The sequence below is a fragment of the Phaeodactylibacter xiamenensis genome, assembly GCF_965229835.1.
Classification (GTDB): domain Bacteria; phylum Bacteroidota; class Bacteroidia; order Chitinophagales; family Saprospiraceae; genus Phaeodactylibacter; species Phaeodactylibacter xiamenensis.
The window spans coordinates 6016906-6041754 of sequence record NZ_OZ245931.1 but is presented as its reverse complement, the minus strand read 5'-3'; the positions used below and the strand labels follow the sequence as shown (position 1 = coordinate 6041754).

Genomic DNA, 24849 nt, shown 5'->3' with positions numbered 1-24849 from the left:
CCTCATTGAGGCGCGGGCCAGGCATATCCCAAAATGCTTAAAACTCCTGTATCGCGAAGGTTTCCATCATATGGTCAAGGGTACTGCGCTGCCCTTCCTGATTGCTCAGGGCAATGAACAGCCCATTAGATTCAGGGAACAAGGCAATGAGCGAAGTGAAGCCGTCCACATCTCCGCCGTGGAAATAAACCAGCTCTCCTTGTATACGGATGGCAAACCAGCCCAGCCCAATGGAGGTGGCATCATCCTGTGCGGGAGCAGGGAAGACGGCTGCCTGCTCCAGGCCGGTGAGCAAATCGCCCATCCAGGCATCGCCCCATTTTTCCATATCTCCTATCGTACTCGCCCAGTCGCCCGCACCGAAGGCAACCGACATGGGGTAGGGCTCCACCGGTGCACCGTTAAGGTAGCCCACCGCTTCGCCTATGGTGCCGAAGTCGTTGGCGCTGGGATAAGTGTCTGACATATTCAGGTACTCCAGCGCGGTAGATTGCAGGTACTCGTGGTAGGGCTGGCCTGAAAGTGCTTCCACAAGTGTGGCCAAAAGCAGGTAATTGGCGTTGCAATAGTGGAAATTGCTACCGGGCTCAAAGAGCAATTCTTCTTCCTGTAAGGCCTCTGTATAGGCATCCACGATATCCTCTGGTGTGAGGAAGGCATTTTGTTGCTCGTACAATTCTTCAAAGGTCGCAACGTGGTCCGGCAATCCGGAAGTATGCGACATAAGGTGCCGCAGGGTGATCTGACTGCCGTAGGGAAAATCGGGCGCAAATGCACTGATGGTTTGGTCGAGGCTTTCGATCAGCCCTGTTCTTTGCAGTTGTAAAATGCCCAGCACGGTGAATGCCTTAGACATGGAGCCAATACGGAATTTGGTGTCTGTGGCATTCATGATGCCCTCCCCTGCCCTTGCCTCTCCAAAGCCCTGACGGATGAGGTCCTCATCGCCCTTGCGCAGCAGCATGCTGCCCTGAAACCCGGAGGCTTGGGCATAGTCCAGGGCATTGGTGTAAGAAGGGGTCGGGGTCGGCACCATCATGTCATCGTCTTCGCAGGAAGTAAACAGAATGACAATAGACAGGAGGATTGGAAAAAAGAAAAACAGGTTTTTCATAGGTGACTTCAATTTTGTCGGGTGTAAAAAGTGGGTGATTTCTTAAAAACGGGTGATTTCTAAATCATTTGAAACTAACAACAGCACAAAGATGCAGGGCACTGCACGGGCAATCGTCCGGAAATGAAATCCTGAACGTGTGTGGTAAATCCGAACTTTGAGGTGGCAGGGATAAAATCAGTGAAAGAGGAACAGGATGCCGGTTGTGAATCAGGCTTATGGCAATGACAGGCAGGGTATCTGGTTGGAGTGGGTACACCTGCGGAAGTCATCGCCGGGCGTGCTGACTAAGAGCCAACTAAAAGCGCACCGGGTGAATCCCCCGGCAATGGCTGGACGTAGTGCACCCGGTGAGCACACCACAGCCTCCGATCATCAAAAGCCCGTTGATTAAGACCTAAAAGATTAAATTGGCAAGGTACAGACATCTACACCCCCCACTCCACAACAGTCCCCGCATAGGAAAGCCCGCCACCAAAGCCGAGCAGCATCACTTTATCGCCTTTCTTGACCTTGCCGGCTTTGACGCCTTCGTTCAGGGCCAGTGGGATGGAAGCAGAGGAAGTATTGCCATAGATGGAGAGGCTTTCAAGGGCTTTTTCCACTGGCAGGCCGATGCCTTTGCAGATCGCCTCAATGATGCGCATATTGGCACTGTGGGGTACGAACCAGTCGATGTCATCAATCGTCAGGTTGTTCTTTTCCAGCAATACTTTGGCCTGTTCAGTCATGCGGTTGACCGCCCACTTGAAGACCTTGCGGCCGTTTTGGTAAATTTTGCCGCTGGCTTTGATGGGTTCGCCATTGATCATCGTAGATTGATTGGACAGGTAGAGGTCCTGTCCGCCACTGCCTTCAGCGCCCACAATGCAGCCCCCTATGTTGCCTTGTTCCGATGCCTCCACCAATACCGCCCCGGCGCCGTCACCAAACAGGATGCAGGAAGTACGGTCAGAATAATCAATAACCTTGGAAAGCACTTCCGCTCCAATAACGAGGACTTTACGCTGCATGCCGGACTCTACCATGCTTTTCGCTAAAGCAATGCCGTAACCGAACCCTGCACAAGCCGCTGCAATATCAAGCGCTCCTGCCTGCCGGATACCCAGCCGGTGCTGTAAGACTGCTGCCACGCTGGGCATGACGTGGTCATGGGATACTGTAGCGAGCAGGATAAAATCCACATCGCTCAGGTCTTTACCGTAGGTTTTAGCCAGGTTGAGGGCGGCTTTTTCGCTGAGGTCTCCGGTGTACTCATTTTGGCGGGCAAAGTGGCGGGTTTTTATGCCGGTACGGGACTGAATCCATTCATCGGAGGTCTCAATGAAGCCTTCAAAGTAGTGGTTATCAATAATTTGTTCTGGTGCATAGGCACCGATGGCCGTAATTTTCGCTTGCATGTATCAGGGTGTTATCGGCTGAGGCTCTGATTATTAAAGTCTTTTTGCGGTGCAAAAATAGATTTTATTCGCTATTTAACAAGCTTAAAATGTCTGGCGGTGAATAGTCAGTTTTTACTTTTTTTGCTACCGATTGAACTAATGGCAGGCTTTGAGATGTTATGGGTATAGTTCTTTGAAAGCTGAAAGATTCAGTTTTCCCATGACAAAATGTCAAAACTGCTGATGGTGCCGATGGCGCTTCAGTACAATCAGCCAAGGCTTAACAAGCCTGGCTACAGAATGGGGACGTACTGGAATCGACAGGGAAGTAAACTGGTAAGTAAGCATGCCGGAGCACGATAGTTCACTCCGTTAACAAATGGCTATTAACACTTTTACATGGCAATACACAGTATGCCATGGCTGCCTAAGACTAGGTCTTAGAAAGCCTTTGTGCCGTACGCTTGACGCCTAATACACAGCGTGCCGCATATCAACCAACCCTTTAGGCTAGTGGTCTGCCCTGCTCCGAACAGACTGCGAAATTAAGGAGCTAAGGCTTGGTCATGGGTGGGTACCGCGACCTCCCCCAGGCTCGAAAACCTCAATGTGGTACTAAGCATGTAGAAGGCTTATGAGTGCTTTCGCTGGACGCGAGTTCGACTCAGAGGGTCGCCCACGCAGCGATGCGTGGTGCAAAATCGGGTGAATTCAGGGGAACCTGTTCCATAAGCAGGCCATCCTGAGCCAAGCCAGAAGGAAGATTCTGGAAGGTGCAGAGACTAGGGATACTACGGTAAGCCCACAGCGCCCGACATCTCACCGAGATGATGATATAGTCCGACACCCTGAGCAATCAGGGACTGCTTTTTGCAGTGCTAAAAAACAGTTGCTCGCCGTCTCCACAACAATAAGGCTACCGCTTCTTTACGGAAGGGTAGCCTTTTTTTATTTTTACCCACAACCAATTCAACCACTACATGATCTACGCTTTCAAAGGCTTCATTCCCGTTGTCCACGAATCGGCTTTCGTCCACCCTCAGGCGGCTGTGACCGGTAATGTTATCATAGGCAGGGATGTGTATATCGGGCCCGGCGCAGCGATCCGGGGCGACTGGGGCGGCATCGTGATCGAAGACGGCTGCAATGTGCAGGAAAACTGCACCATCCACATGTTCCCTGGGGTGACGGTGCGCCTGGAAGCATCGGCACATATCGGGCACGGTGCCATTATCCACGGAGCGCATATTGGCCGGAACTGCATGGTAGGCATGAACAGCGTCATCATGGACAATGCCGTCATCGGGGCGGAGTCTATAATCGGGGCCCTCACTTTCGTGAAAGCTAAAGCAGCAATCCCGCCCCGCAGCCTGGTGGTGGGCAATCCGGGCAAAGTCATCAAGACCGTAAGCGACGAAATGATCGCCTGGAAGACCAAAGGCACACAGCTGTATCAGACCCTGCCGGGCGACTGCCACGCCACGCTGAAGCCGGTTGAGCCCCTTCGGGAAATCCCGGCTGACCGCCCCCGGCAGGAAGCGTTGTACGCAACCTGGGAGGCGATCAAACGGGAAGAATAATAAAGAGCTTATTGGGATTTTACACTTCGGGCTGCTCTTGCCAAATTTTGTCCTGCTCTTCGTTATTCTTCGGTCACGTCCGTACGGATGTTCCCTCATCATGCCTTGATCAGAATAAAATTTGGCTGCGTTCGCTCCAAAAGCAAAACCCCAACAATCTCTAACTTTCCTGAAGCGTTTTCAGGTAAGCGACCACTTTACGGATTTCCGCATCCACTTCAGCTTCGGTCTCCAGGTTTTCAGATTCCCGGAAGGTCTCGCCCCAAACGGGCATAGCGCCACCATGCCCCTTGAGCTCTTTGTTGCCTTTGACAATATCAAAGATCAGGGCCTCCGGATATTCGCCATTGCGACGGGCAGCGATCTTAGTCAAGTCAGGAGGGGTGACTTTGAGCAAGTCCGACATGGGCCCGGCAACACCTTCTTCACCGTGGCAGATTTTACAGTAAGAAATGTATAGCTCCTCGCCCCGCTCCAGGGGGTCCGCCGCTTTGTGGACCGGAGCCTCTGTTACGGCCTCTTCCTGTGAAGTGTCTGCCTCGTTTTTTTCGGCGGTATTGACACACTGCGCCAACAGCAAGGGGAGTCCGCAGAGGGCTAATAATCTCAGGGCTGCATTCAGAACGGTTGGTTGTTTCATTTTGAATTTTATTTGGTTTTGTCTGCCATTAATTTACAAAGCATTGGCAATCTTTGCAATTCAACAAGCCATGATTTACATCAACCACCACTTAATCCGATAAAAATTGGGAAAGACCATCAAAGAAAACCTGACTGATCAGTGCCGGGCACAATTGGAAGCCCGGATAACCACCCTGCAGCGGTCTGTGGAAACCATTCAGGCAGCCCGCAACAACGAAACCAAAAGCAGCGCCGGCGATAAGTACGAAACCGGTCGGGCGATGATGCAGATGGAAGAGGACAAGGTCATGGCGCAGCTCGATCAGGCGCAGTTTCAGTTGCAACAGCTCCGGCAACTTCCGGCTTACATTGGCACCACCATTAGTTCCGGAAGCCTTGTGCGTACCCAAAATGGCTGCTACTTTTTATCGGTCAGCATGGGCAAAGCTATGGTGGATGGAACAGTATTCTACTGCATATCCACTCAGGCACCGCTCGCACAGCAAATGCTTGGGAAATCGAAAGGGGACAAGATCGTCTTCAACGGGCAGGAAGATGAAATTTTGGACGTAACATAAAAAAAGCCCGCTCGAAGGCGGGCAAATTACAAATCGTGACCTTATGATTTTTTAACCTGTCTTACTAACTTCAAATACCGTGCCAAAAATCAAAATACAACTGTTTCTCTGCATTTTATGCCCCACTTTTTTGCTAATATCTGGTGGTTGCGGAAGCTCAGCACCTCAGCCCGCCTCTGATGAACCCGTTTCGGCAGTGGAAGCAACCGTTTTAGGCATTGCACAAGATGCCGGCTACCCTCAAGCCAATTGCCAGAAAGCCTGCTGCCGCCCGGCCTGGGACAATCCCGCAAAAAGGCGAATGGTCAGCTGCCTGGTCATCAGCGACCGGCAAGCGGGCAAAGCCTGGCTGCTGGACGCCACGCCCGACTTCCCGGAGCAGCTGCAGTTCATCCGGGACAGCCTGGGATTGGAACTGGGAGGCATCCTGCTCACCCACGCCCACATCGGCCATTACACTGGTCTGATGTACCTGGGCAGGGAAGTGATGGGCGCTCAAGGCGTCCCCGTGTATGTCATGCCCCGCATGGATAGTTTTCTCCGGAAGAACGGCCCGTGGAGTCAGCTTGCTGACCTCGGCAACATCGAACTACGCACCCTGCAGGCAGGACAAGCCGTAGCACTTAGCCCAAACCTTACCATCACTCCTTTCCCGGTGCCCCACCGCGATGAATTTTCGGAAACAGTAGGCTTCAGCGTGCAGGGCCCCAACCGCCAGCTGATGTTTCTGCCGGATATCGACAAATGGGACCGCTGGGAAGTGCCCATCGACTCCATGGTAGAGGTTCATGACCTCGCTTTTCTTGATGCCACTTTTTACTCCGGAGCCGAGCTGCCCGGGCGGGACATGTCAGAAATCCCCCACCCTTTTGTACAGGAAAGCCTGCAGCGCTTTGCCCCTTTACCGGACAGCATCCGCAGGCGCATTCATTTTATTCACTTCAACCACTCCAATCCTTTGCTGCAAGCTGGCAGTGCAGCACAGCGGCAGGTGGAACAGGCTGGTTTTGGGATCAGCCGGGAGGGGATGCGGTTTGGGTTGTAGCCTTTTGAATGCTATTAGGCGGGTGTTTTCTACAGCCGCCTAATTTTACTGTAAGGTCCATCCATGCTGGAAAAGCGTTCCCTTACCATAAGCTTCCCACATTTTTCGTAATTTCGCGAACGAACGATCGTTAGTATATCCAAATAAAACCAACCATGCCCAATACCAACCTTCATAACTACCTGCTGGGACAATGGACGCCCCACGATGGAGACGGATTCCCACAGTACGATGCTGTCACCGGTGAGCTTATTGCCACCTGCGGAAGCGAAGGGCTCGACTATGCCACCATTATGGATTATGCCCGCCGGGTGGGTGGCCCCAATTTGCGGAAAATGACCTTCCGCGAGCGTGGGCAGATGCTCAAAAAGCTGGCGCTCCACCTGCACAGTATCCGCAAAAAATACTATCCGCTCAGCTACCGTACCGGCGCGACCAAGGGCGATAGCTGGATTGATATCGATGGCGGTATTGGCACCTTATTTGCTTACGCCAGCCTGCGCCGGCAATTTCCGGACAAGCCTTTCCATATTGATGGAGAGGCGGTGGGGCTGTCCAAAGAAGGGACGTTCATCGGCCATCATATCATGGTGCCTAAGCATGGCGTTGCTGTGCATATCAATGCCTTCAACTTCCCCATCTGGGGGATGCTGGAGAAGCTCTCCGTCAATCTGCTGGCCGGCGTGCCTGCCGTGGTCAAGCCCTCTGAAATTACGTCCTTCCTTACCGAAGCTATGGTGCGCGATATCATCGACTCTGGTATTTTACCGGAAGGTGCCGTTCAACTGGTATGCGGAAAAGGCCACGGCATTCTGGACACCCTGGGCGAACAGGACACCGTCACGTTCACCGGCTCTGCCTCTACTGGGCGCAAGCTGAAAGCCCTGCCTAATATCATCGAAAATGCCGTCGCTTTCAATATGGAAGCTGACAGCCTAAATGCAGCCATTCTGGGCGAGGATGCGGTGCCCGGCTCCCCCACTTTCGACCTGTTCATCAAGGAGGTGCGGCGGGAAATGACGGTCAAGTGCGGGCAGAAGTGTACGGCCATACGGCGCATCATCGTACCGGAAAACCTGGTGGAAGATGTACAGTTGGCCCTAAGCCAGCAATTGCAGAAGACGACCATCGGCAACCCTACAGTGGAAGGGGTGCGCATGGGGGCACTAGTCAGCAAAAAGCAACTCGAAACCCTGCGGCAGCGTATACAGGAACTGGCCGGAGAAACCAATATCGTATACGGGCAGCCCGACGGCTTTGAAGTCATGGGCGCCGATCAGAACAAGGGCGCCTTCTGCTCCCCTATCCTGCTGCTCAATGACGATCCGTTCAACAAGCAGGGCGCTCATAATATTGAAGCCTTTGGCCCCGTAAGCACGCTTATGCCCTATAAAGGCCTTGAAGAGGCCATCGAGCTGGCGAATATGGGCAAAGGCTCACTCGTAAGCACCGTAGCCACAGCCGATGAGCGTATCGCAACCGACTACGTGATGGGCGCAGCGGCTTACCACGGGCGCATTCTCATCCTTAATGAGGAAAGTGCCAAAGAGAGCACCGGGCATGGCTCCCCTATGCCTCTGCTGGTGCACGGCGGGCCAGGCCGGGCTGGTGGCGGAGAGGAAATGGGCGGCGTGCGGGGCGTCAAGCACTACCTGCAGCGCACGGCCATTCAGGGGCACCCTACGATGATAACAGCAGTGACGGGACAGTACCAAAAAGGTGCAGCCTACAAAGAAAAAGCCATCCACCCTTTCCAGCAGCATTTTGAAGATTTGGAAGTCGGTGAGACGCTCATTACCGCCAAACATACCGTTACCGAAGCGGACATCGTCAACTTTGCGAATGTGAGCGGCGACCACTTTTACGCCCACGTAGATGAGACCTCACTGGAAGGGACGATCTTCGAGCGGCGGGTCGCACATGGGTATTATCTGTTGTCCAAAGCAGCCGGCCTGTTTGTGGACGGACGGAAGGGCCCCGTTTTGCTCAATTACGGTATTGAAGACTTCCGTTTCACCAAACCGGTTTATCCGGGCGCGACCATCGGCGTGCGGTTCAGCTGCAAGGAGAAAATCCGCCAGGAAAAGCGGGACGAGGAGGACATCCGCAAAGGCATCGTCAAATGGATGGTGGATGTGTACGATGAAACCGGCGAGACGGTGGCGATTGGTACTATTCTGACTATGGTAAAAATGCGCGACCAGCGTTAATGGTCCATCCAGGCTTTAAAATCCCCCGCCCGGTCGATGCTCACGATGGTATCCTGTTCCTCATCGGGCGGAGGGCTCAGCTTAAGCTTCACTCGGCTGCGCGACCAGGCAATCATTTGGTCTATAGCACGCATGCTGACGATGTACTTCCGGTTGATCCGGAAAAAGCGGGTGGGGTCCAGGTTGGGCTCCAGGCGGTCTAAGCTGAGGTCAAGGTCGTAGGTTTTCCCGGCCTGAGTGCGGAGAAAGGTGCTTTTGTGCGCTGAGAAAAAATAGGCAACCTCAGTGGTCTCCACCTTTCGGAACACCTCCCCCACCTGTATCAAAAAGCGCTCCCGGTAATGCTGCCGGGGCTGCATCGCCTCTTGCAGGGCATTGAAATCAATCGCAAAAGCTGTGCGCAGGGACTGGTATTTATTCAAGGCTTCTTCCAGGGCAGAACGGCGGATAGGCTTGAGGAGGTAGGCAATACTGTTCAGCTCGAAGGCCTTGATAGCATATTGGTCGTAGGCCGTGGTCAGGATAACCGGTGTGGAAACCGGTACCGATTCAAAAATGGAAAAGCTTAGCCCGTCCGACAATTGAATATCCAGAAAAATCAGGTCGGCAGGGTGGGTGCGTAGCCATTGAGCCGCGGTCTTTACGGATCCCAGTGTCGCCAGCACCTCTGTATCCGGGGCGATTTCCAAAAGCAGCCGCTCCAGGCGTTGTGCGGCTACCGCTTCGTCTTCAATGATTACTGCTTTCATCCGGTTTCCATTTTGATTAGCGGCAGGCGGGCTTCATATCGATCAGACCCCATGATGAAGGCCGGGCGCTCCGCACTCACCATTTGATAACGCTTAGCCAGATTGCGCTGCCCAAGCCCTGCCGAGTAAGTATTCGAAACTTTGGGCTGTAAGTTATTCCTTACCACCAATTGCCCGTCTTCAACCGACACCTCAATGTGCAGGGGCTGACTGGCATTAGCGATGTTATGCTTGATGGCGTTTTCCAGTACTACCTGCATAGACAATGGGGGCATAAGCTGCTCCAGGTATTCTGCGGGCACGGCCATTTCCACCCGGACGCCTTCCCCATACCGCATCTGCTGCAGGGACAGGTAAGAGTGAGCAAAGCGCAGCTCCTCTTTCAGGGCTACCACAGGTTGCTCGATGGTTTCCAAAACATAACGATAAATCATGGAGAACTCATCAATAAAGTCTTGTGCTTTGGCTTTGTCCTGCTCGATCAGGCCCGATAGTACGTTGAGACTATTGAACATAAAGTGCGGATTGATCTGATGCTTGAGCACCTCGAAGCGGATTTGCGAAAGCTCCTGCTCCAGCGCCTGCGCCCGCTCCTGAGCGGCACGGTTTTCCCAAAAGGACAGCATCCCTTCCAGAATGGCCATAAGCACGATATTGACCACCGAAAAAATCAGGGCGTTGTAGAGCAAGACCTTGGAGAGTGGGTTTTGGTAAGGGTGAAGGGCATTAGCTGTGAAGGTCGCAGCAAAACCTACCAACAGCGCTACAACTACCGTCAGCAACAATTGCAGCAACAGGCGCTCCGGCACCCGGGCATTCCAGGGCACCCACCGGTTGAGCCACTGAATCAGCCAAAGGTCAGGAAAAGCCATCAGACTGCCGGCGATAAGGCTAAGTAGGATACCCCGGCCCAGACGTATGCCGAAATGCGCCCAGCCTGACAAGGGGTAAAAACCAGTAAAGTGGTTGTAAGACACCACAATTAACTGCACCCCAACAGCAAGCGCCAGCATCAGGAACAATAGCTTCCTGATTGGGAACGGACTGGAAATACGATAAGCCTTCATGATGCACTGCTTCTAAGGTGGGAAAATACAAAACAGAAAAGGCCGAAGGAATGATAAAAAGCAGTGGCCCTGACGAAGCTGCGCTTGTCAGGACCGTCGGGTGATTCTTGCTTTAACTTAAAAGTCCTTTCGAATGCCCACTCTTGCGGAAAGGTAGCGCAGATTTAGCCCGGTAACCGTTGCCCCGGTATCCAAATCCCGGTTGAGGGCGTGGAATTTTACGCCAGGCGTCAGGCTCCATTTCCCGCCAATTGGGATATTCACGCCAGCAGCGGCTTGTACGCCCCAGCCATGGCCTGTATCACCGATTATTTCCCCACTATTATCTTCCACTTCAAGGTGGTTGTAAAGCGCCCCTGCTCTCAGGTAGTAGCGGATGGCAGACTGTGGGAAAGGATGCTCAAAAGTCAGCCCCATCACGTAGCCCGTTTCCTCGTAATCCAGTTGATCATTGCCGGCAAAGTGTGCCCAGCCCCAGCCGGCGTATAGCCCGGTATGTTGCAGCAGGCGGTAGTGTAAAGTGGCTTCCAGGTTGAGGCCCGTTTCCAATTCGGTGCCGCCGAGTTCCTGCATAGGGAAGCCGGCTCCACCATTCAGTTCAAAGCTCCACCGGCTGCCGTTGTCTTGCGCCTGGGCATTGATAAGGATAAGGGCGAAGAACAAAGTGATGATTAACCATTGCGTTTTCATGATTCTCTAATTTTGGTGACTGTTTTTCGTTGTTTACAGTTCAAAAGTAGCCCCCTTTCCACCCCATTAAAAGGAAAACCGGACGAGGGTGTGCAAGTGGCGACCGAACCTGTTGTGGTGCAGGATGAATGTGTATGATGAAGTTTGTTACATTTGCGCCATGAAGCGCATACTCTTTACCGGGCCGGAATCTACAGGCAAATCCGCCCTCGCTACACGGCTGGCAGAGGAATGGGACACCGCTTGGGTGCCGGAATACGCCCGTACCTATCTGGAGCAACTCGGCCGCCCTTACAACGAAGCGGATCTTCTAAACATCGCCAAAGGGCAACTGCAATGGGAAGACCAATACGCCGAAAAGGCAACTGACTTTCTTTTTATTGATACCGGTATGCTGGTGATGAAAGTCTGGTCGGAATTCAAGTACAACCGCTGCCATCCCTGGATTCTGGAGCAACTGCAACGCCGGCAGTACGACCTATGGGTGCTCTGCGGCATTGACATCCCATGGGAGCCTGGCCCCATGCGGGAAAACCCCAACGAGCGGGAAGCCCTGTACGGCATCTACCGGCAGGAACTGCAAAAGCTAGGCGTACCCTTTATTGAACTCTGGGGCAGCCGGGAAGAGCGGGTGGCGCGGATGCAGATGGTTTTGGAGAGGATGTAGTAAGGGGGGGGCACCCTACGACAAGCCTAACAGTCCATTTTTTAGCCACCTAAGCTGCATAACCTTTGATTGAATCGTATCACGCTCAGGGTCCAGAATCATTGCTTTTGCTAAGATTGTTTCCTCCTTAATTGCAGATGTAAGTATACGTAGAACCCTTTGTCTAAGCATTTCATCTTCGGCAATAATGTTATTCAATTCATAACCAAGGGCTGTGATACCAATTTCTAATTGACCTTTTTCTGACTCATACAAAAAACTATAGTCTTCCCAAATAATATCAGTTTCGATGTATGGATAGTGCTCCAATATAGCGCTGATATCTCCGGGGTCATTAAGGCGATGTTCTGGACGGTCGTCAAATGCAATTAGCTTTAGCAAAACAACACCAGGAATAGAAGACAAATTAATACTAAGCTCTCCAATGTCTTTTCTTACGAGGCCATTTCGAAAAACAGCAGACAGGCCATCCAACTTCAAATCAATCATCCCCCTACCTTCAACCAAAATTTTACCTTGCTCTTCTATTTCCCCAAAAGGAAGAAGGTCTACCGGAATACCATGTGGAGAAATCAGGCAAAAGCTATTCTCCACGGTAACTGTATAGCCAAAATCTTCAATAAGCTTCTCTCTAAGCAAATTGTAATTACGATCAGAAGGTACATACACTCCAAAATCAATATCCCGGGTACCTCTAACCGGCTGATTATGCTCTACATACCATGCATTGCGGGCCAAAGCTCCAATAGCAAAAAAAGGAATATCAAGCAAACCTGATGCCTCCTGCATTTCCTTAATGACCTGATTAAGCTCAGGCATATTCAATGCTGCAAGTAATTTATATGACATATTGATCGTAAACAATTTGAGCGGTATCTGTATTCCGGGGCGAAGGGCTGAGCAACAAATCTGCGTAAATTAGTACAGGTGATACTGTAGCCTTTGAAGGCAAATAGTCAGCCTGATCAATCCAAAACTGCTCCGTCATCAATATTTCCCCGTTCTCTTTCGGAATGAGCTCCAGGGACTTGGCTAAATCAACAAATGAGGATAAGGTATAGAGGATGGCCTCTTCAGCAATCAAATAATTGGTTAAATGAGCTGCTGCTGCCGCGCCTCCGACGGTGTACTTTCCTTCTGCTTTCTCTAAAAGGCTGGAAGAATAGGAGTTGCTGTTTTTAAAAGCAAACCGTCTTTGTTTCAGTTTCGGCCGTAATATTTTATTGAAGAACAACGTCCAATCGCGCAACAACCGTCCTTTGTCTGCAATTTGATACTGACGTGAAGATGATTGATGAAGATAATGGTCTTTCAACAACCCTTTTATGGTCTTTCCTACTGTATCAATTGATACATCTGCTAATCCTGCAATAGTTCTGTAAGGCAAATTCAGAATATCCTCATTGGCTAAAAACAGGAAAACTACCTTCAGCCCGGATTTGGTGAATGCCCGGTTTCCCTGGGCTTTTTTGATACGTTCAGTTTTGTTGGTTTCCACATGTAGCAATAGACCATTCCCATTATACAGAAAAGCATTTCCAGCTGCGTCAACATAGGAAATGGCTTTCGATTTCAAATGAGATTTTAGAGGCTTTGAAATGTAGTCAGTTATAATGCAGGGCTTCCGGGATTCCAGTAAATACCGATGTTGTTGTAAAAAACCAATAGACAATCTATCGCATACCAGTATAGGCCATGCCTGTTCTTTGCCGTGATAAGATACCAACAAATAATGCTCGTTATCCTTATCCGTCAGCGTACCTGATTCGATATTCACACTAAATCCAGCTCCCAAATTGGCAGAAAGCCGCTCAGTTGCCATGGTTAGCAAATCTTTTTCCATGTACGCTAATTTACGCTTTATTTAAAAAACATACAATTAAATATAACGTACAAATCGTTTTCCTCGACTTTACCCCCTATTCATACCGATACCTAAACTCATAAGCTCCCGGCACCGCCTCAAAAGTCACAGCCCCATTGACCTGTTGTACACCCGTAAAATCAGGGTGAGACAGCAGCGGGCCTCCATTGGCTTCGACCGCAGAAAGATTGGCATTAGGCAGCTCGATTACCGCTGTGGTATTGGGTGGAATGGCTACGTTAAGTACCAGTTCGCCCGCCATTAAGGACCAACCGGAGGCAATCCTGCCGTAGGGGGAATCCAGGGAAGCTTTGGCGTATCCTAACCGGGCATCAGGCTGAGGTTGGATGCGGATTTTTCGGTAGCCAGGCTCCAGCAGCTCAATGCCGGCCACTACCCGGTACATCCAGTCGCCGATAGCGCCGTAGGCATAATGGTTGAAAGAATTCATGCCGACATCCTGAAAGGTGCTGTCGGGGCGCTGCCCGTCCCAACGCTCCCAGATGGTGGTGGCGCCCATCGTCACCGGATACAGCCAGGAAGGGTAGGATTTTTGCAGCAGCAGATCATAGGCGACTTCCGTGTAGCCGTGATCGGAGAGGACGTGGCACAGATAAGGCGTGCCCAGGAAGCCCGTAGACAGGTGATTTTTACGCCTGCGGATATCGTCAACCAGATGGGCGGCAGCTTTGGCGCGCAGGGGCTCCGGCAACAGCCCAAACTGTAATGCCAGCACATAAGCCGTTTGGGAATCGGAGGCAATACGGCCGGATGGGGTAACATATGCTTTCTGGAAAATGGCTTTGACCGCTTCGTAGACGGCCCGGTACTCCATCTCCTCTTCTGTTTTCCCCAGTACGCCAGCCGCCTGAGACAGCAAATGAGCGGAGTACGCAAAAAACATCGTGGCGATCATATCCGGATCGGTGTAGCCATCGGGGGCAGTATGGTTATTGCCGTGGGGCTTGTAAAACAGCCAGTCACCAAAAACGCTCCCACCTTTCCACATCAATGCATCACCAGCCTGCTCCCGGATGTACTCTACGTAGGCCTTCATCGAGGGATACTGCACGGATAGCAGGCTCGTATCGCCATACACCTGGTACAAATCCCAGGGGATGATCGTCGCCGCATCGCCCCAGCCGGCGGATACACCATTATTACGCAGCACGTCAGGAATCACGAATGGTACTCCTCCGTTCTCTAACTGATCCGCGTGCAGGTCTTTCAGCCATTTGGTGAAGAAGGCGGCTACGTCCATATTGAAGGCAGCCGTGCGGCAGAACGCCTGCGCATCGCCCGTCCAGCCCAGGCGCTCGTCCCGCTGCGGGCAATCGGTTGGGACATCCAGGAAATTGCCTTTTTGCCCCCAGACGATGTTGTGCTGCAGCTGATTGATCAGGGTATCTGAGCATTCAAAAGTACCAGTCGGTTCCATCGCGGAATGAATGACCACAGCGGTTACGTTTTCGGGCTTCAGCTCCCCCGGGAAGCCCTCTACGGCGATATAGCGGAAGCCCATGAAGGTAAAGCTTGGCTCGTAGACTTCCGTCGCTCCCCCTTTGAGGGTATACGTCAGTGTAGCTTTGGCGGCACGCAAATTGGCGGTGTAGAACTCTCCTTCCTTGTCGAGCACTTCGGCGTGCCGGATGGTCACGGTGGTACCTGCTTTGCCCGCGACCTTCAGTCGGACCCAGCCTACGAGGTTTTGACCGAAGTCGGCGACCAAGGTACCGGATGGAGTGCGGAAAATGGTGTCCGGAACTAGTTCCTCAATCTTCTGCACCGGCACGGAAACAGCGCCAATGAGATTGGATTTAGAATGGCCCGCCACCGTTACCGGCTGCCAGTTTTGGGCGTCGAAGCCCGGTCGGCTCCATCCGGTGGGTTCCATACGGGCGTCGTAGGTTTCGCCATTGTAAATGCTGTTCATGCGGATGGGACCTTCACTCGTAGCCTTCCAGCTACCATCTGTCAGGATCATCTCCCGCCGACCGTTTTCGTAGGTGATCTCAATTTGGGCAATCACCCCTACCCTTTTGCCATAGAGCCCCCAATTGTCCATCCAGCCCATCGCGCCCCGGAACCAGCCGTCGCCCAGGTGCAGGCCCACGGCATTGTCCCCGCGTACCAGCAGGTCGGTCACATCGTACACCTGATACTGAATGTGATCATCATAGGCGTTCCAGCCCGGCGTAAAGACCTGATCGCCCACCTGCTGCCCGTTCAGAAAAAACTCGTATAGCCCACGGGCAGAAACATAAGCCCGGGCACGGGCAATCTTGCCCTTTAGTTGGAATGCCTTCCGCAGCAGGTAAGCGGGACCATCTTTTTCCTCCACCTGCACCGGTTCTATCCATTTGGCCTGCCAGTCGTCAGCACGCAGCAGCCCCATTTCCCAAAAGGCAGGAGCGGACCAATCCGATACTTTGCCCTGATTGCTCCAGACTTTCACCCGCCAGTAATATCGTTGCCCCGAGGCCAGGGCTTTACCTTCATAAGGCAGGAGTACCGAAGTGCCTGAGGTGATTTTGCCAGTGTCCCAGACCAGGTTGCTCTTTTTAAAATCAGGATCAGTAGCCACCTGAATCGCGTAGGCTGCCTGCATCAGCCCGGGGTCATCGCCTCTGAGTTTCCAGCTCAGCCGGGGCTTTTGGGCGTCGATGCCGATGGGATTGGCTTTGTGCTCGCATTGTAAGCCGTAGATGCTTAGGGCGTGCAGCGTAGTCGTCAGTAGACTTAGCAGCAAGGTGGTGGTTAGGGTCTGTCGCATAATCTGTGGGTTGGTAAATTTGGGTAGAAGATAGGGAAAATGGAGGATTTCAGGCGAGGTCAACTGACCCACTCCAGGAAATTTTCCCGGTTGATCACCTCAAATTCGGAATTGGGATAAGTCTCCTTAAATAGGTTCGGAAGTTTAGCTTTTTTATTAGGGTTCCATTTGAACTCATAAGCATGAAGCTTCCCTTCCCTATCCTCTATCCAATCTATTTCCTGTTGATCGTACGTTCTCCAAAAGTAGTTGTACACCAGCATTTTTTCGTATTGCTGATATTTGATGCGCTCGCTTATGATGTAGTTTTCCCATAATAAGCCCACATCGTTTCTGTTTTCGATCGGCTTCATATCCCCTATCAATGCATTCCTGATCCCATTATCGAAAAAATACCACTTCTTGCCTTTGACAATTTCTTTTCTCAGATTTCTGCTCCAGGCGCCTACTGAATGGATTATATATACTTTGCTCAATAAATCCAGGTATCGCTCTACCGTGTTTTTACTGATCCCCAATTGCTTGCCCAATTCAGTGAAACTCACTTCACTTCCTATTTGATAGGCAATCAGCCGTAATAACTGAAGTATCTTTTCTGAATTCCGGATCAAATCAAATTCCAGGATATCTTTCAGCAGGTAAGACTTAATCAATTCATCCAGGTAGGCTTTTCGTTCCTGTAAGTCTTCCAAATGGATCAGTTCAGGGTAATTCCCGTATACCAATCTGTTCCTGAGATTTGCCTCCTTTTCAAAAATATTTTCCGTCTGGTTCAGTTCCTTTTCTGACAATCCAAAAAGATAAAAAGTGTGCTTTCTCCCAGTCAGTGGCTCTCCGGTAAACTTTTCTAAATCAAAGGCAGAGGAGCCCGTAGCCAGTATTTTTATACCCGCTATCGTGTCTACCATTAGTTTTAGCACATTGCCTATCTCCGGAATTTTTTGGGCTTCGTCAATAATCAGTAATGACTTTCCCCCTATGATGTTTTTATACCTTTGAGTACTCCTATACTCCAACTGCCTTCTGACATCCTGATCCTCTCCGTGCAAAAGCAGATAGGGTTCGGATATTCTATTTAGAATTTGTTGGATCAGTACCGTTTTTCCAACTCTTCGCGGCCCCAGAAGCACGACTACTTTGTTTGGGCGCAAATACTTTAGGACTTCATCCTCAATTGCTCTTTTTAGCAGCATCGTTTGTCTATTTGTACCCTAATATACACAAACTGACCATTTTTAGCTAAATTTAGTCAGTATGAATACTATTTTTAGCTAAATTTAGTCAGTACACTGCCTTTATTAGCTCAAATAATGTGACGGACAGGAAGCAATATTAAGAAAACAGGTAAAAAGCGTGAGCCTTGAAGCGATAGCGGGAACGCAAATGAAGTGGAAATAATTGATTATCATTAAAACACGGCAATGGAAAAGCTAGCCAATATCCACCCGGGAGAAATCCTGTTTTTTGAATTCATGGAGCCGCTCCAAATTACGGCTTACCGGCTTTCAAAAGACTTGCACATACCGCAAACCCGGATTTCAGCCATCATCAAGGGGAAGCGCAGGGTAACTGCCGATACTGCCCTTCGCCTCAGCAAATACTTTGGCACTTCAGCCAAATTCTGGCTTGGGCTTCAGGACGACTATGATATTGAGGAAGAACGCAACAAGAAAAGCATGGAGCTTGATGCGATAACGGAATTGGAAGTAAAATCATGACAAGGACAGTCAGATTAGCACAAAAGCCCCCTTGCCCACCCCCTGCATTTTACCTACCTTTGCCTGTCAGTTGATGGCAGCGGTGAGATTTACCGTTGCTGTTCGGGGTGTTTCCCGGTTAACGCCGGGATTCTGAGATCATACCCATAGAACCTGCCCGGGTAATGCCGGGAAGGGAGACGAGTACGAAGCGTTTTCCTGCGCGATCCGTTCTTTTCTTATGGGATGAAAGGCCGCCTAACGGTGGTCCTGAAGGCAAACACTCGCCCGGCCCCTGGGTGAAGTGATTCTTTCAATTTTCATCTGTTTTCTCATGTTTTACCAATCTGTTTTTTCTGCGTTGCTGCTGCTTGGGCTCCTGGGCTCATTGTCCGCGCAAACGACTATCCAAGGTACCGTTACCGACCCGGCAGGCCAACCGCTTACCGGGGCTAACCTTTTGCTGTTGCCAGGCGACCGGGGTGGAGCGAGTGATGCAGACGGGCAATTTTCCATTCCAAACGTAAAGGCGGGCGACTATACCCTGCGCGTGAGCTATGTGGGGTACGAAACCCTGCGCAGGTCCATCCAAATTGCAGAAGGACAAGGCGAAGTCAGCCTACAGCTCACCCTGGAGCCCCGCGCGTTCACGGCCGAAGAGCTGACCGTGCGAGCGACCCGCGCCGGAGCGACGACCCCCATGGCGTTCCTCAATGTGGACGAGGAGGACATCGAGCCAGTCAACCTGGCACAAGACCTGCCCTTTTTGCTGCGGTGGACCCCCTCGGTAGTCTCCACTTCTGATGCTGGCGCAGGTGTGGGCTATACCGGTATCCGCATCCGGGGCACCGACCCTACCCGCATTAATGTCACCGTGAATGGCATCCCCATCAACGATGCGGAATCGCAGGGCGTATTTTGGGTGAATATGCCGGACTTTGCCAGCTCTGCTTCTGACATTCAGATACAGCGGGGCGTGGGTACGTCTACCAATGGTGCCGGTGCTTTTGGCGCGACCATCAACATCAATACCACTGAGCTGAAGCCCGAGGCCTACGCCACGCTGAATGGCTCCGTGGGCTCCTTCAACACGCAGCGGGCCAATGTGGAATTCGGCTCCGGCCTGCTCAACGGCAAGTTTACCCTCGACGGGCGCCTATCCAGTATTACCTCGGATGGGTTTATCGACCGGGCCTCTTCTGACCTTTCCTCCTACTACCTATCGGCAGCCTACCTGGGGGAAAGCAGCAGCCTGCGCTTCGTGACCTTCTCCGGTAGGGAGCGGACCTATCAGGCGTGGTATGGGGTGCCTAAGGATTTTCTGGAGGTGGACAGCCTGCGCACGTTCAATCCTTCCGGTACAGAAAAGGAGGGCGAGCCTTACGAAAACGAGGTGGACAACTACGGGCAGGACCACTATCAGTTGATCTACAACAACCAAATCAGCCGCAACTGGAGCTTCAATACCGCCCTGCACTACACCCGGGGCGCAGGCTACTTCGAGCAGTACAAGGCAGGCGAATCGCTGGCAGACTACGGCCTGATGCCGGTAGACCTTGTGGATACGGTCATTACACAAACCAACCTTATCCGGCGATTGTGGTTGGACAACGACTTCTACGGGGGCGTGTACAGCCTCAACTACATCAGCGATGATAACCGGCTGGATGCCACCCTCGGCGGCGGCTACCACCACTACTCTGGCGACCACTTTGGAGAGGTCATCTGGGCAGAATATGCCTCAAATAGCGAGAAGGACTTCCAATACTACCAGAATGATGCTACCAAAACGGACTTCAACATTTACGCCAAGTTCAACTACGAGCTGCTGGACGGGCTGCACGCCTATCTCGATCTGCAATACCGGCGCGTCGGCTATGAATTCCTGGGTTTTGACCGGCAGGGCAACAACGTGGAGCGAACCGAAACCCTCGACTTTTTCAACCCCAAAGCCGGCCTGTTTTACCAGATCAATAACCGGTCGGAAGCCTTTGCCTCCTTTGCCGTGGCCAACCGCGAGCCCAACCGCAATGACTTTGTGGAATCCACCGCCAACAGCCAGCCGGACCCGGAGCGCCTGTACGACACCGAAATTGGCTACGAATACCGCTGGGACCGGGCGGCCATCCACCTGACCGGCTACTACATGCTCTACCGGGATCAACTGGTCCTGAATGGCGAGGTCAATGATGTGGGCGCCTTTACGCGTGTGAATGTAGACCGCAGCTACCGCCTGGGGCTGGAAGTGGCCGGTGGCGCTCAGCTTGCCGATGGGCTGCGTCTGGATGGCAACTTCACCCTTAGCCGCAACCGCATTGCCAGCTACACCGAGTTCGTGGATGTGTACGATGAGAACTTTGCCTATCTGGGGCAGGAGGCCTTCACCTACGAGAAGACGGACCTGTCTTTCTCGCCCGATATCATTGCGGCGGGCGGTTTGTCCTACGAAGCGCTGCGCCTAAAGGACAAGACCGACCTCATCTTCACCCTGCAGACCAAGTACGTCGGGCAGCAGTACATCGACAACACCTCCGATGAGGACAATGCCCTCGACGCCTACAGCTTCAGCGACTTCCGCATCAACTTCAACTGGCGGCCGGGCTTTCTCCGGGAGCTGTCCCTCAAGCTGCTGGTGCAGAATGTCTTTGACGCCCGGTACGAGACCAATGCCTGGTCCTACCGTTATCAGTTTGACGGGAGCCCGGCCCTGGATCAGGGCTTTTTCCCGCAGGCGGGGCGGAACTTTTTGGTGGGGCTGAGTGTGGGGCTGTAGTGGAGATCGCCGGTTTTGCTTTGGTAAGGCCGGCGATTTTGTCTCCTTTAAAACAAGCCTTCAACGATTACCAATTTTCACCACTTTCCCCACTTCCAGTACACGCCCCTGCTCCTCCAACCGCCAGGTGTAGACGCCCGCCGGGTGCCCGCTCAAATCCAGTGTGTTGAAGCCGGCAGACAGGCGCTGCGTGAGGACGGGCCTGCCCATAACATCGTATACCACGGCATTGGCTTGTACGGGCAGCCAACCTGCCCGCAGCGACAGGCTGAAGCGCTCCCGGAAAGGGTTCGGGAAAGCAGTGGCAAGTGGGGCTGTTTCCGCTTGCTCGGTGGTCGTGACGGGCTCCGTAAACTCCAGTGTTTTGCATTTCGTATCACTGCCATTGGCGTTGCTGACGGTGAGGCAGACCTCGTAGGTGCCAGGGCCGGGGAACGTATGAGCGGGCAGGGTATCCATACTGCTGCTGCCCTCGCCGAAGTCCCAGGACCAGGTGGCCGGCTCGTAGTCGCTCAGGTCGTAAAACTGCACGGTGAAGGGCGTGAGCGTATCCTGTTCATAGCGCCAGCGGGAGAGCGGGATATTGTCGATGCCGAGGGTATCACAGGGGCTGCCGTCTATGGGGCCGAGGCGGTAGTTGGGGAAGTTGGGGACGGAGCCCAGATTGAAGGTCGGCAGCTCTACCCCACGTTGTTCTATGCGACAATCCGGGCAGGGCGTATTGGGATTGTGGATGACGTGCATGAAACGGGTGCCGACTCCACCGCAAATGTATATTTTACCATCGGGGCCGCGTTGGGATTGGTAGAAAGTGGTGGGATTAAAATCAATAAAACCGTCGTACTCGGCAACCAGAGCCCGGCTCGATAAAATATCATCCGCCCATAGATCATATTGATACAAATGAATGCCAGAACCCAAATATAGGTAACGAGAACCGTGCCCTACTGTTCCGCCACCGCCAAAACCAATTTTTTCGTAAGCTTCATTTCTTGGGTTGCTCAAGAGCCCTGTGCAGCGATTGAAATCATAAATCGAAAGATGATCTCCCTCTCCACCTCCTATGCTATGATAACGGATGTGTTTCATTCCATCTGGCGTAAAGAAGGCTTGCCCAAGCCCAATACTTGCTCCCCCTCCAATTTCCTGGAGCCCTAAGTATTCAAATCCAACCGGTGATAGTAAAAAACGATGGATTTCATTAAAAGTATAACGAGGAACGAGAACCCACCAGTCCCGACCATTAGCATGCCGACACGCACTTAGCTTTCCAAAGTCGAGCGTATCCAAAAGCGCTATCTCTTTTCTAATCAATACTTTCCCATCTTCTCCATTGGCATTTTTACTGATTACAGAAAAAAATAAATTTTCACCTGCTAATGAAAACGGAGCATCCAAATCAAAGGAATTGTAATGAGTATTAATTAAAGCAATAAGACTATCTGATCCTGGTAAATCAAGAGCTAGACCTGCCTGAGGAGAAAACCAACCACTCTGCTCTCCATTAGGATTCCAATCATTGCCGCCCTCCATTTCAGCGTGCTCTTTATTATAAATACTCTTTCCATCAAAATACAAAAAAAGTTCCCCTAGGCCATCACTGTAAGAAACATTATTTTCCCAAAGATCTGCTTGCCCTTCATGCTGATGATCCAGTATTTGAAGGTTTTCATCCTCAAACCTCCACCACATCAGCCCAAACTCATTCGTGGTATCTGTCCCTTCCCCACCACTGTACCCCATCATCCAATTGTAGTCGTGTAATTGGGCATATAGAAAAGGGCTACCGAACAGAAGTAAACAAACAATAAAATACCGCATGATATGGGATGTTAGAAAAGCCATGCCACCTGAAAATCTCAAGCAACATGGCTTCTTATTTAAAGGAATTACTTAATGACCTTTACGCTTTGGGTGCTGCCGTCCATCAAATGAACCACAGCAATGTACAGCCCTTTTGGGTAAGTGCTCAAATCCACCTCCAGAAAGCGATCAGTTACTTGCAGGTTGAATTGAGATAGGCGCTGCTTGTCCGCATTGAGGGCATTAATAAGCACAATGTCAATATCACAATATTTCTCGGTATCCCGCAGCAAGGCGGATTAAGTCAATGTTAAGTTTTGCCTTAGACGCTTACAGCTTCAGCGACTTCCGCATCAACTTCAACTGGCGGCCGGGCAGGGAGACTCAGGCGGCGATTGTGGAATCGCGGTCTGAGTTGCCCCGTCCGGCCGCGACTCCGAAGTCGCCGCCGGACTATATCACTAGCATGTGGCTCCAGTGTATCTTCTCAGATTTTTTGAAAAAAAACACCACCCCGTGCAACGCCCGCTCCCCCCTTTGCATATAGTCAAATGTAAACCGTACGGTAGTTTTTTCATTTAAGAACCGACAACATTAAAATTGTTATGAAATTTTCAATCCGTTTAAATATACTGCTGGTCTTTATTGCGGTCCTTTTTGCTGCTTGTGAAAAGGATAATATGGACGAAATCGTCATTGATGAGCCCGATTACCAGCCGGAGGTCAATGAGACCAACCCCCTCTTCCTGGCTATGAGTGCCAATAACCCTGAGGGTTTAGAGCTAGGGTGTATTTCGATCCTTTATCCCTTCGATATGGCTTTGGAGTCAGGAAGCACCATCACTATTAACTCCGAGGGTGAATTTACGGCGGCCATAGACACTATCGCTATGGACCCGGCAGTGGACTTTATTTACCCCCTGGATATTCTGAATGGCGAAGGCGAAACGGCACAGGTCGCCTCCATTGAAGAGTTGGGTCTCAGCTTTGTGGCTTGTATCCCTTCCAACGGCTGGGATTACGGTAGCACAGCTGGTAATCTTATTCCTGCTTTTTCTTTTACTGACTTATGTTTCGACCTGGTCTACCCCGTTGCACTGGAAGACCTGGAAGGCAATACGTACACGGCTGATAGCGAATCAGAACTTATCGATTTGAGTGCTACGGTAGATGACTTGTACTTTACGCTTCCAATAACCGTCCTGAACGTCGACGGGAGCGAAATTGAAATCGAGAGCTACAACGGGTTCTTCAATCTCGTCGAAAGCTGCGATGGTATGGGCGTTAATCCTCCGGTTGTGGTTAACGGGCAATTTGAGGTCACCGGATTTGGGTGCTGGGAACTGCAATTCCCTTTCACGCTGGAGCTGACCGATGGCACGACTACAGAAGTCAATACAGAAAGTGAGTATGCCACCACTATTCTGAATGCAGGTGAGGAGTTCCAGTTGATCTATCCATTTACACTTCAATCCCTGTTAGACGATGAGGAGCTCACCGTTTCAAATGATGATGAATTCATTTCAGCTCTGGAGTCCTGTGGAATCATAATTGATATTGGCGACGGCGGCGACTGCGGTTCGAGTGAGGGCCATATCATTCTGTTTTTCAATGAAGGCAGCTGCTATACTGTTAACTACCCCGCTCAGGTGCAGGCGGAAGGCATAACGTATACGCTGAATAGCATCGCTGATTATTTTGATGTGTTCGGCATGTATGCTACACAGGTGGATGCCATTGAAATTATCTACCCCATTTCCGCAACCAATACGGAAACCGGTACCGAAACCATACTGAATAACAGGGATGAAATTTGCGATTACGTCAATGCCTGCTTCGATGACGATAACGATTTCCCAGGATGTGACAACCCCAGCGATGACGATCAAACCATACACGTACCCTTGTTCTTCAGTGCCTATAACTTCTTCAGTGTATTTGACTGCCCATTCGACTTTGAGTATCCGGTACAGATAGAAGTGGAAGGTACAACGTATGAAATCAACAATCGCGATGATTACCAAGCGGTGGTCAGCCCGTTCACTCCCGGTGAAGCGACACTGATTTTCCCAATCACTGTAATTGAGGAAAGTGGCGCTACCCTAACCTTGAACAGCAATGCCGACGTTTGCAGCTTTATTTCAAGCTGTGAATAGTAGCCGGTTGTAGAATATATCAGCGTGTTGGAGCTCCGGAAAGCCAACATCCGTTTTTCGGAGCCCAACATTGATTTTTG

General features: G+C 51.4%; 20 protein-coding genes and 1 other RNA gene. 9 read left to right on the top strand and 12 right to left on the bottom strand.

Annotated features, from left to right (window positions below; genetic code table 11):
* Positions 1 to 37: 37 nt before the first annotated feature.
* Both ACO08I_RS22975 and ACO08I_RS22970 read right to left on the bottom strand, forming a co-directional pair.
* Positions 38 to 1114, bottom strand: coding sequence for a serine hydrolase domain-containing protein (locus ACO08I_RS22975; protein WP_421947223.1), 1077 nt, complete (start codon positions 1112 to 1114; stop codon positions 38 to 40).
* Positions 1115 to 1542: 428 nt separating this feature from the next.
* Entirely contained in the window at positions 1543 to 2514 is a 972-nt protein-coding gene (locus ACO08I_RS22970; protein WP_421947222.1) for a ketoacyl-ACP synthase III, read from the bottom strand.
* Positions 2515 to 2806: 292 nt separating this feature from the next.
* On the opposite strand from ACO08I_RS22970, the gene ssrA reads away from it, so the two are divergent.
* Positions 2807 to 3163, top strand: a transfer-messenger RNA (tmRNA) gene (gene ssrA, locus ACO08I_RS22965).
* Positions 3164 to 3476: 313 nt separating this feature from the next.
* The gene (locus ACO08I_RS22960; protein WP_044215915.1) at positions 3477 to 4076 is read left to right on the top strand and encodes a transferase hexapeptide repeat family protein; all 600 of its coding nucleotides are present in this window, start codon (positions 3477 to 3479) and stop codon (positions 4074 to 4076) included.
* Positions 4077 to 4236: 160 nt separating this feature from the next.
* Here ACO08I_RS22960 and ACO08I_RS22955 read toward each other — a convergent pair whose 3' ends face one another.
* The gene (locus ACO08I_RS22955; protein WP_282779485.1) at positions 4237 to 4716 is read right to left on the bottom strand and encodes a c-type cytochrome; all 480 of its coding nucleotides are present in this window, start codon (positions 4714 to 4716) and stop codon (positions 4237 to 4239) included.
* Between the two features lie 106 nt (positions 4717 to 4822).
* Between ACO08I_RS22955 and ACO08I_RS22950 the strand changes: the two genes are divergently transcribed.
* The 3 genes from ACO08I_RS22950 to paaZ all read left to right on the top strand — a co-directional run bounded on the left by ACO08I_RS22950 (position 4823) and on the right by paaZ (position 8530).
* Positions 4823 to 5275: a 3-oxoacyl-ACP synthase gene (locus tag ACO08I_RS22950; RefSeq protein ID WP_421947221.1), complete on the top strand. Its 453-nt coding sequence runs from the start codon at positions 4823 to 4825 to the stop codon at positions 5273 to 5275.
* Positions 5276 to 5471: 196 nt separating this feature from the next.
* Positions 5472 to 6320 carry an MBL fold metallo-hydrolase gene (locus ACO08I_RS22945; RefSeq protein WP_421947220.1) on the top strand — a complete coding sequence of 283 codons (849 nt, stop codon included), beginning with the start codon at positions 5472 to 5474 and terminating at the stop codon, positions 6318 to 6320.
* A gap of 155 nt (positions 6321 to 6475) precedes the next feature.
* A complete protein-coding gene (gene paaZ / locus ACO08I_RS22940; RefSeq protein ID WP_421947219.1) occupies positions 6476 to 8530 on the top strand; it encodes a phenylacetic acid degradation bifunctional protein PaaZ in 2055 nt (684 codons plus the stop codon).
* Here paaZ and ACO08I_RS22935 read toward each other — a convergent pair.
* The 3 genes from ACO08I_RS22935 to ACO08I_RS22925 all read right to left on the bottom strand — a co-directional run bounded on the left by ACO08I_RS22935 (position 8527) and on the right by ACO08I_RS22925 (position 11036).
* Positions 8527 to 9279, bottom strand: coding sequence for a LytR/AlgR family response regulator transcription factor (locus ACO08I_RS22935; RefSeq protein WP_282779494.1), 753 nt, complete (start codon positions 9277 to 9279; stop codon positions 8527 to 8529). The genes paaZ and ACO08I_RS22935 overlap by 4 nt on opposite strands.
* Complete coding sequence (locus tag ACO08I_RS22930) at positions 9276 to 10346, bottom strand: sensor histidine kinase (RefSeq protein ID WP_282779500.1); 1071 nt, start codon at positions 10344 to 10346, stop codon at positions 9276 to 9278. Before ACO08I_RS22930 ends, ACO08I_RS22935 begins: the two co-directional genes overlap by 4 nt.
* A 117-nt stretch (positions 10347 to 10463) precedes the next feature.
* The gene (locus tag ACO08I_RS22925) at positions 10464 to 11036 is read right to left on the bottom strand and encodes an outer membrane beta-barrel protein (protein WP_282779502.1); all 573 of its coding nucleotides are present in this window, start codon (positions 11034 to 11036) and stop codon (positions 10464 to 10466) included.
* A gap of 160 nt (positions 11037 to 11196) precedes the next feature.
* On the opposite strand from ACO08I_RS22925, the gene ACO08I_RS22920 reads away from it, so the two are divergent.
* A complete protein-coding gene (locus tag ACO08I_RS22920; RefSeq protein WP_421947218.1) occupies positions 11197 to 11703 on the top strand; it encodes an AAA family ATPase in 507 nt (168 codons plus the stop codon).
* A gap of 15 nt (positions 11704 to 11718) precedes the next feature.
* Here ACO08I_RS22920 and ACO08I_RS22915 read toward each other — a convergent pair whose 3' ends face one another.
* From ACO08I_RS22915 to ACO08I_RS22900, 4 genes are all read right to left on the bottom strand, one after another.
* Complete coding sequence (locus tag ACO08I_RS22915) at positions 11719 to 12552, bottom strand: hypothetical protein (RefSeq protein ID WP_421947217.1); 834 nt, start codon at positions 12550 to 12552, stop codon at positions 11719 to 11721.
* Positions 12542 to 13546: a type IV toxin-antitoxin system AbiEi family antitoxin gene (locus ACO08I_RS22910; RefSeq protein ID WP_421947216.1), complete on the bottom strand. Its 1005-nt coding sequence runs from the start codon at positions 13544 to 13546 to the stop codon at positions 12542 to 12544. The genes ACO08I_RS22915 and ACO08I_RS22910 overlap by 11 nt, the downstream gene beginning before the upstream one ends.
* Positions 13547 to 13622: 76 nt before the next feature.
* Positions 13623 to 16340: a family 78 glycoside hydrolase catalytic domain gene (locus tag ACO08I_RS22905; protein ID WP_421947215.1), complete on the bottom strand. Its 2718-nt coding sequence runs from the start codon at positions 16338 to 16340 to the stop codon at positions 13623 to 13625.
* A 59-nt stretch (positions 16341 to 16399) separates the two neighbouring features.
* Positions 16400 to 17533: an ATP-binding protein gene (locus ACO08I_RS22900; RefSeq protein WP_421947214.1), complete on the bottom strand. Its 1134-nt coding sequence runs from the start codon at positions 17531 to 17533 to the stop codon at positions 16400 to 16402.
* A gap of 228 nt (positions 17534 to 17761) precedes the next feature.
* Here ACO08I_RS22900 and ACO08I_RS22895 point away from each other — a divergent pair, with 228 nt between their 5' ends.
* The gene (locus ACO08I_RS22895) at positions 17762 to 18058 is read left to right on the top strand and encodes a HigA family addiction module antitoxin (protein WP_421947213.1); all 297 of its coding nucleotides are present in this window, start codon (positions 17762 to 17764) and stop codon (positions 18056 to 18058) included.
* Between the two features lie 313 nt (positions 18059 to 18371).
* Complete coding sequence (locus tag ACO08I_RS22890) at positions 18372 to 20810, top strand: TonB-dependent receptor (protein WP_421947212.1); 2439 nt, start codon at positions 18372 to 18374, stop codon at positions 20808 to 20810.
* Between the two features lie 60 nt (positions 20811 to 20870).
* Here the strand turns inward: ACO08I_RS22890 and ACO08I_RS22885 are convergent, their stop codons facing one another.
* Together ACO08I_RS22885 and ACO08I_RS22880 are read right to left on the bottom strand one after the other, a co-directional pair.
* The gene (locus ACO08I_RS22885; RefSeq protein WP_421947211.1) at positions 20871 to 22631 is read right to left on the bottom strand and encodes a PKD domain-containing protein; all 1761 of its coding nucleotides are present in this window, start codon (positions 22629 to 22631) and stop codon (positions 20871 to 20873) included.
* Positions 22632 to 22699: 68 nt separating this feature from the next.
* Entirely contained in the window at positions 22700 to 22906 is a 207-nt protein-coding gene (locus tag ACO08I_RS22880; RefSeq protein ID WP_282780000.1) for a hypothetical protein, read from the bottom strand.
* Between the two features lie 312 nt (positions 22907 to 23218).
* On the opposite strand from ACO08I_RS22880, the gene ACO08I_RS22875 reads away from it, so the two are divergent.
* Positions 23219 to 24769 carry a hypothetical protein gene (locus ACO08I_RS22875; protein ID WP_282780002.1) on the top strand — a complete coding sequence of 517 codons (1551 nt, stop codon included), beginning with the start codon at positions 23219 to 23221 and terminating at the stop codon, positions 24767 to 24769.
* The last annotated feature ends 80 nt before the right edge of the window (positions 24770 to 24849 follow it).

Bases quoted from the DNA above. Each gene is read 5' to 3' on its own strand.
- ACO08I_RS22975 (WP_421947223.1), bottom strand. From the start codon at position 1,114: ATGAAAAACCTGTTTTTCTTTTTTCCAATCCTCCTGTCTATTGTCATT.
- ACO08I_RS22970 (WP_421947222.1), bottom strand. From the start codon at position 2,514: ATGCAAGCGAAAATTACGGCCATCGGTGCCTATGCACCAGAACAAATT.
- ACO08I_RS22960 (WP_044215915.1), top strand. From the start codon at position 3,477: ATGATCTACGCTTTCAAAGGCTTCATTCCCGTTGTCCACGAATCGGCT.
- ACO08I_RS22955 (WP_282779485.1), bottom strand. From the start codon at position 4,716: ATGAAACAACCAACCGTTCTGAATGCAGCCCTGAGATTATTAGCCCTC.
- paaZ (WP_421947219.1), top strand. From the start codon at position 6,476: ATGCCCAATACCAACCTTCATAACTACCTGCTGGGACAATGGACGCCC.
- ACO08I_RS22935 (WP_282779494.1), bottom strand. From the start codon at position 9,279: ATGAAAGCAGTAATCATTGAAGACGAAGCGGTAGCCGCACAACGCCTG.
- ACO08I_RS22930 (WP_282779500.1), bottom strand. From the start codon at position 10,346: ATGAAGGCTTATCGTATTTCCAGTCCGTTCCCAATCAGGAAGCTATTG.
- ACO08I_RS22925 (WP_282779502.1), bottom strand. From the start codon at position 11,036: ATGAAAACGCAATGGTTAATCATCACTTTGTTCTTCGCCCTTATCCTT.
- ACO08I_RS22920 (WP_421947218.1), top strand. From the start codon at position 11,197: ATGAAGCGCATACTCTTTACCGGGCCGGAATCTACAGGCAAATCCGCC.
- ACO08I_RS22915 (WP_421947217.1), bottom strand. From the start codon at position 12,552: ATGTCATATAAATTACTTGCAGCATTGAATATGCCTGAGCTTAATCAG.
- ACO08I_RS22910 (WP_421947216.1), bottom strand. From the start codon at position 13,546: ATGGAAAAAGATTTGCTAACCATGGCAACTGAGCGGCTTTCTGCCAAT.
- ACO08I_RS22905 (WP_421947215.1), bottom strand. From the start codon at position 16,340: ATGCGACAGACCCTAACCACCACCTTGCTGCTAAGTCTACTGACGACT.
- ACO08I_RS22900 (WP_421947214.1), bottom strand. From the start codon at position 17,533: ATGCTGCTAAAAAGAGCAATTGAGGATGAAGTCCTAAAGTATTTGCGC.
- ACO08I_RS22895 (WP_421947213.1), top strand. From the start codon at position 17,762: ATGGAAAAGCTAGCCAATATCCACCCGGGAGAAATCCTGTTTTTTGAA.
- ACO08I_RS22890 (WP_421947212.1), top strand. From the start codon at position 18,372: ATGTTTTACCAATCTGTTTTTTCTGCGTTGCTGCTGCTTGGGCTCCTG.
- ACO08I_RS22885 (WP_421947211.1), bottom strand. From the start codon at position 22,631: ATGCGGTATTTTATTGTTTGTTTACTTCTGTTCGGTAGCCCTTTTCTA.
- ACO08I_RS22875 (WP_282780002.1), top strand. From the start codon at position 23,219: ATGAAATTTTCAATCCGTTTAAATATACTGCTGGTCTTTATTGCGGTC.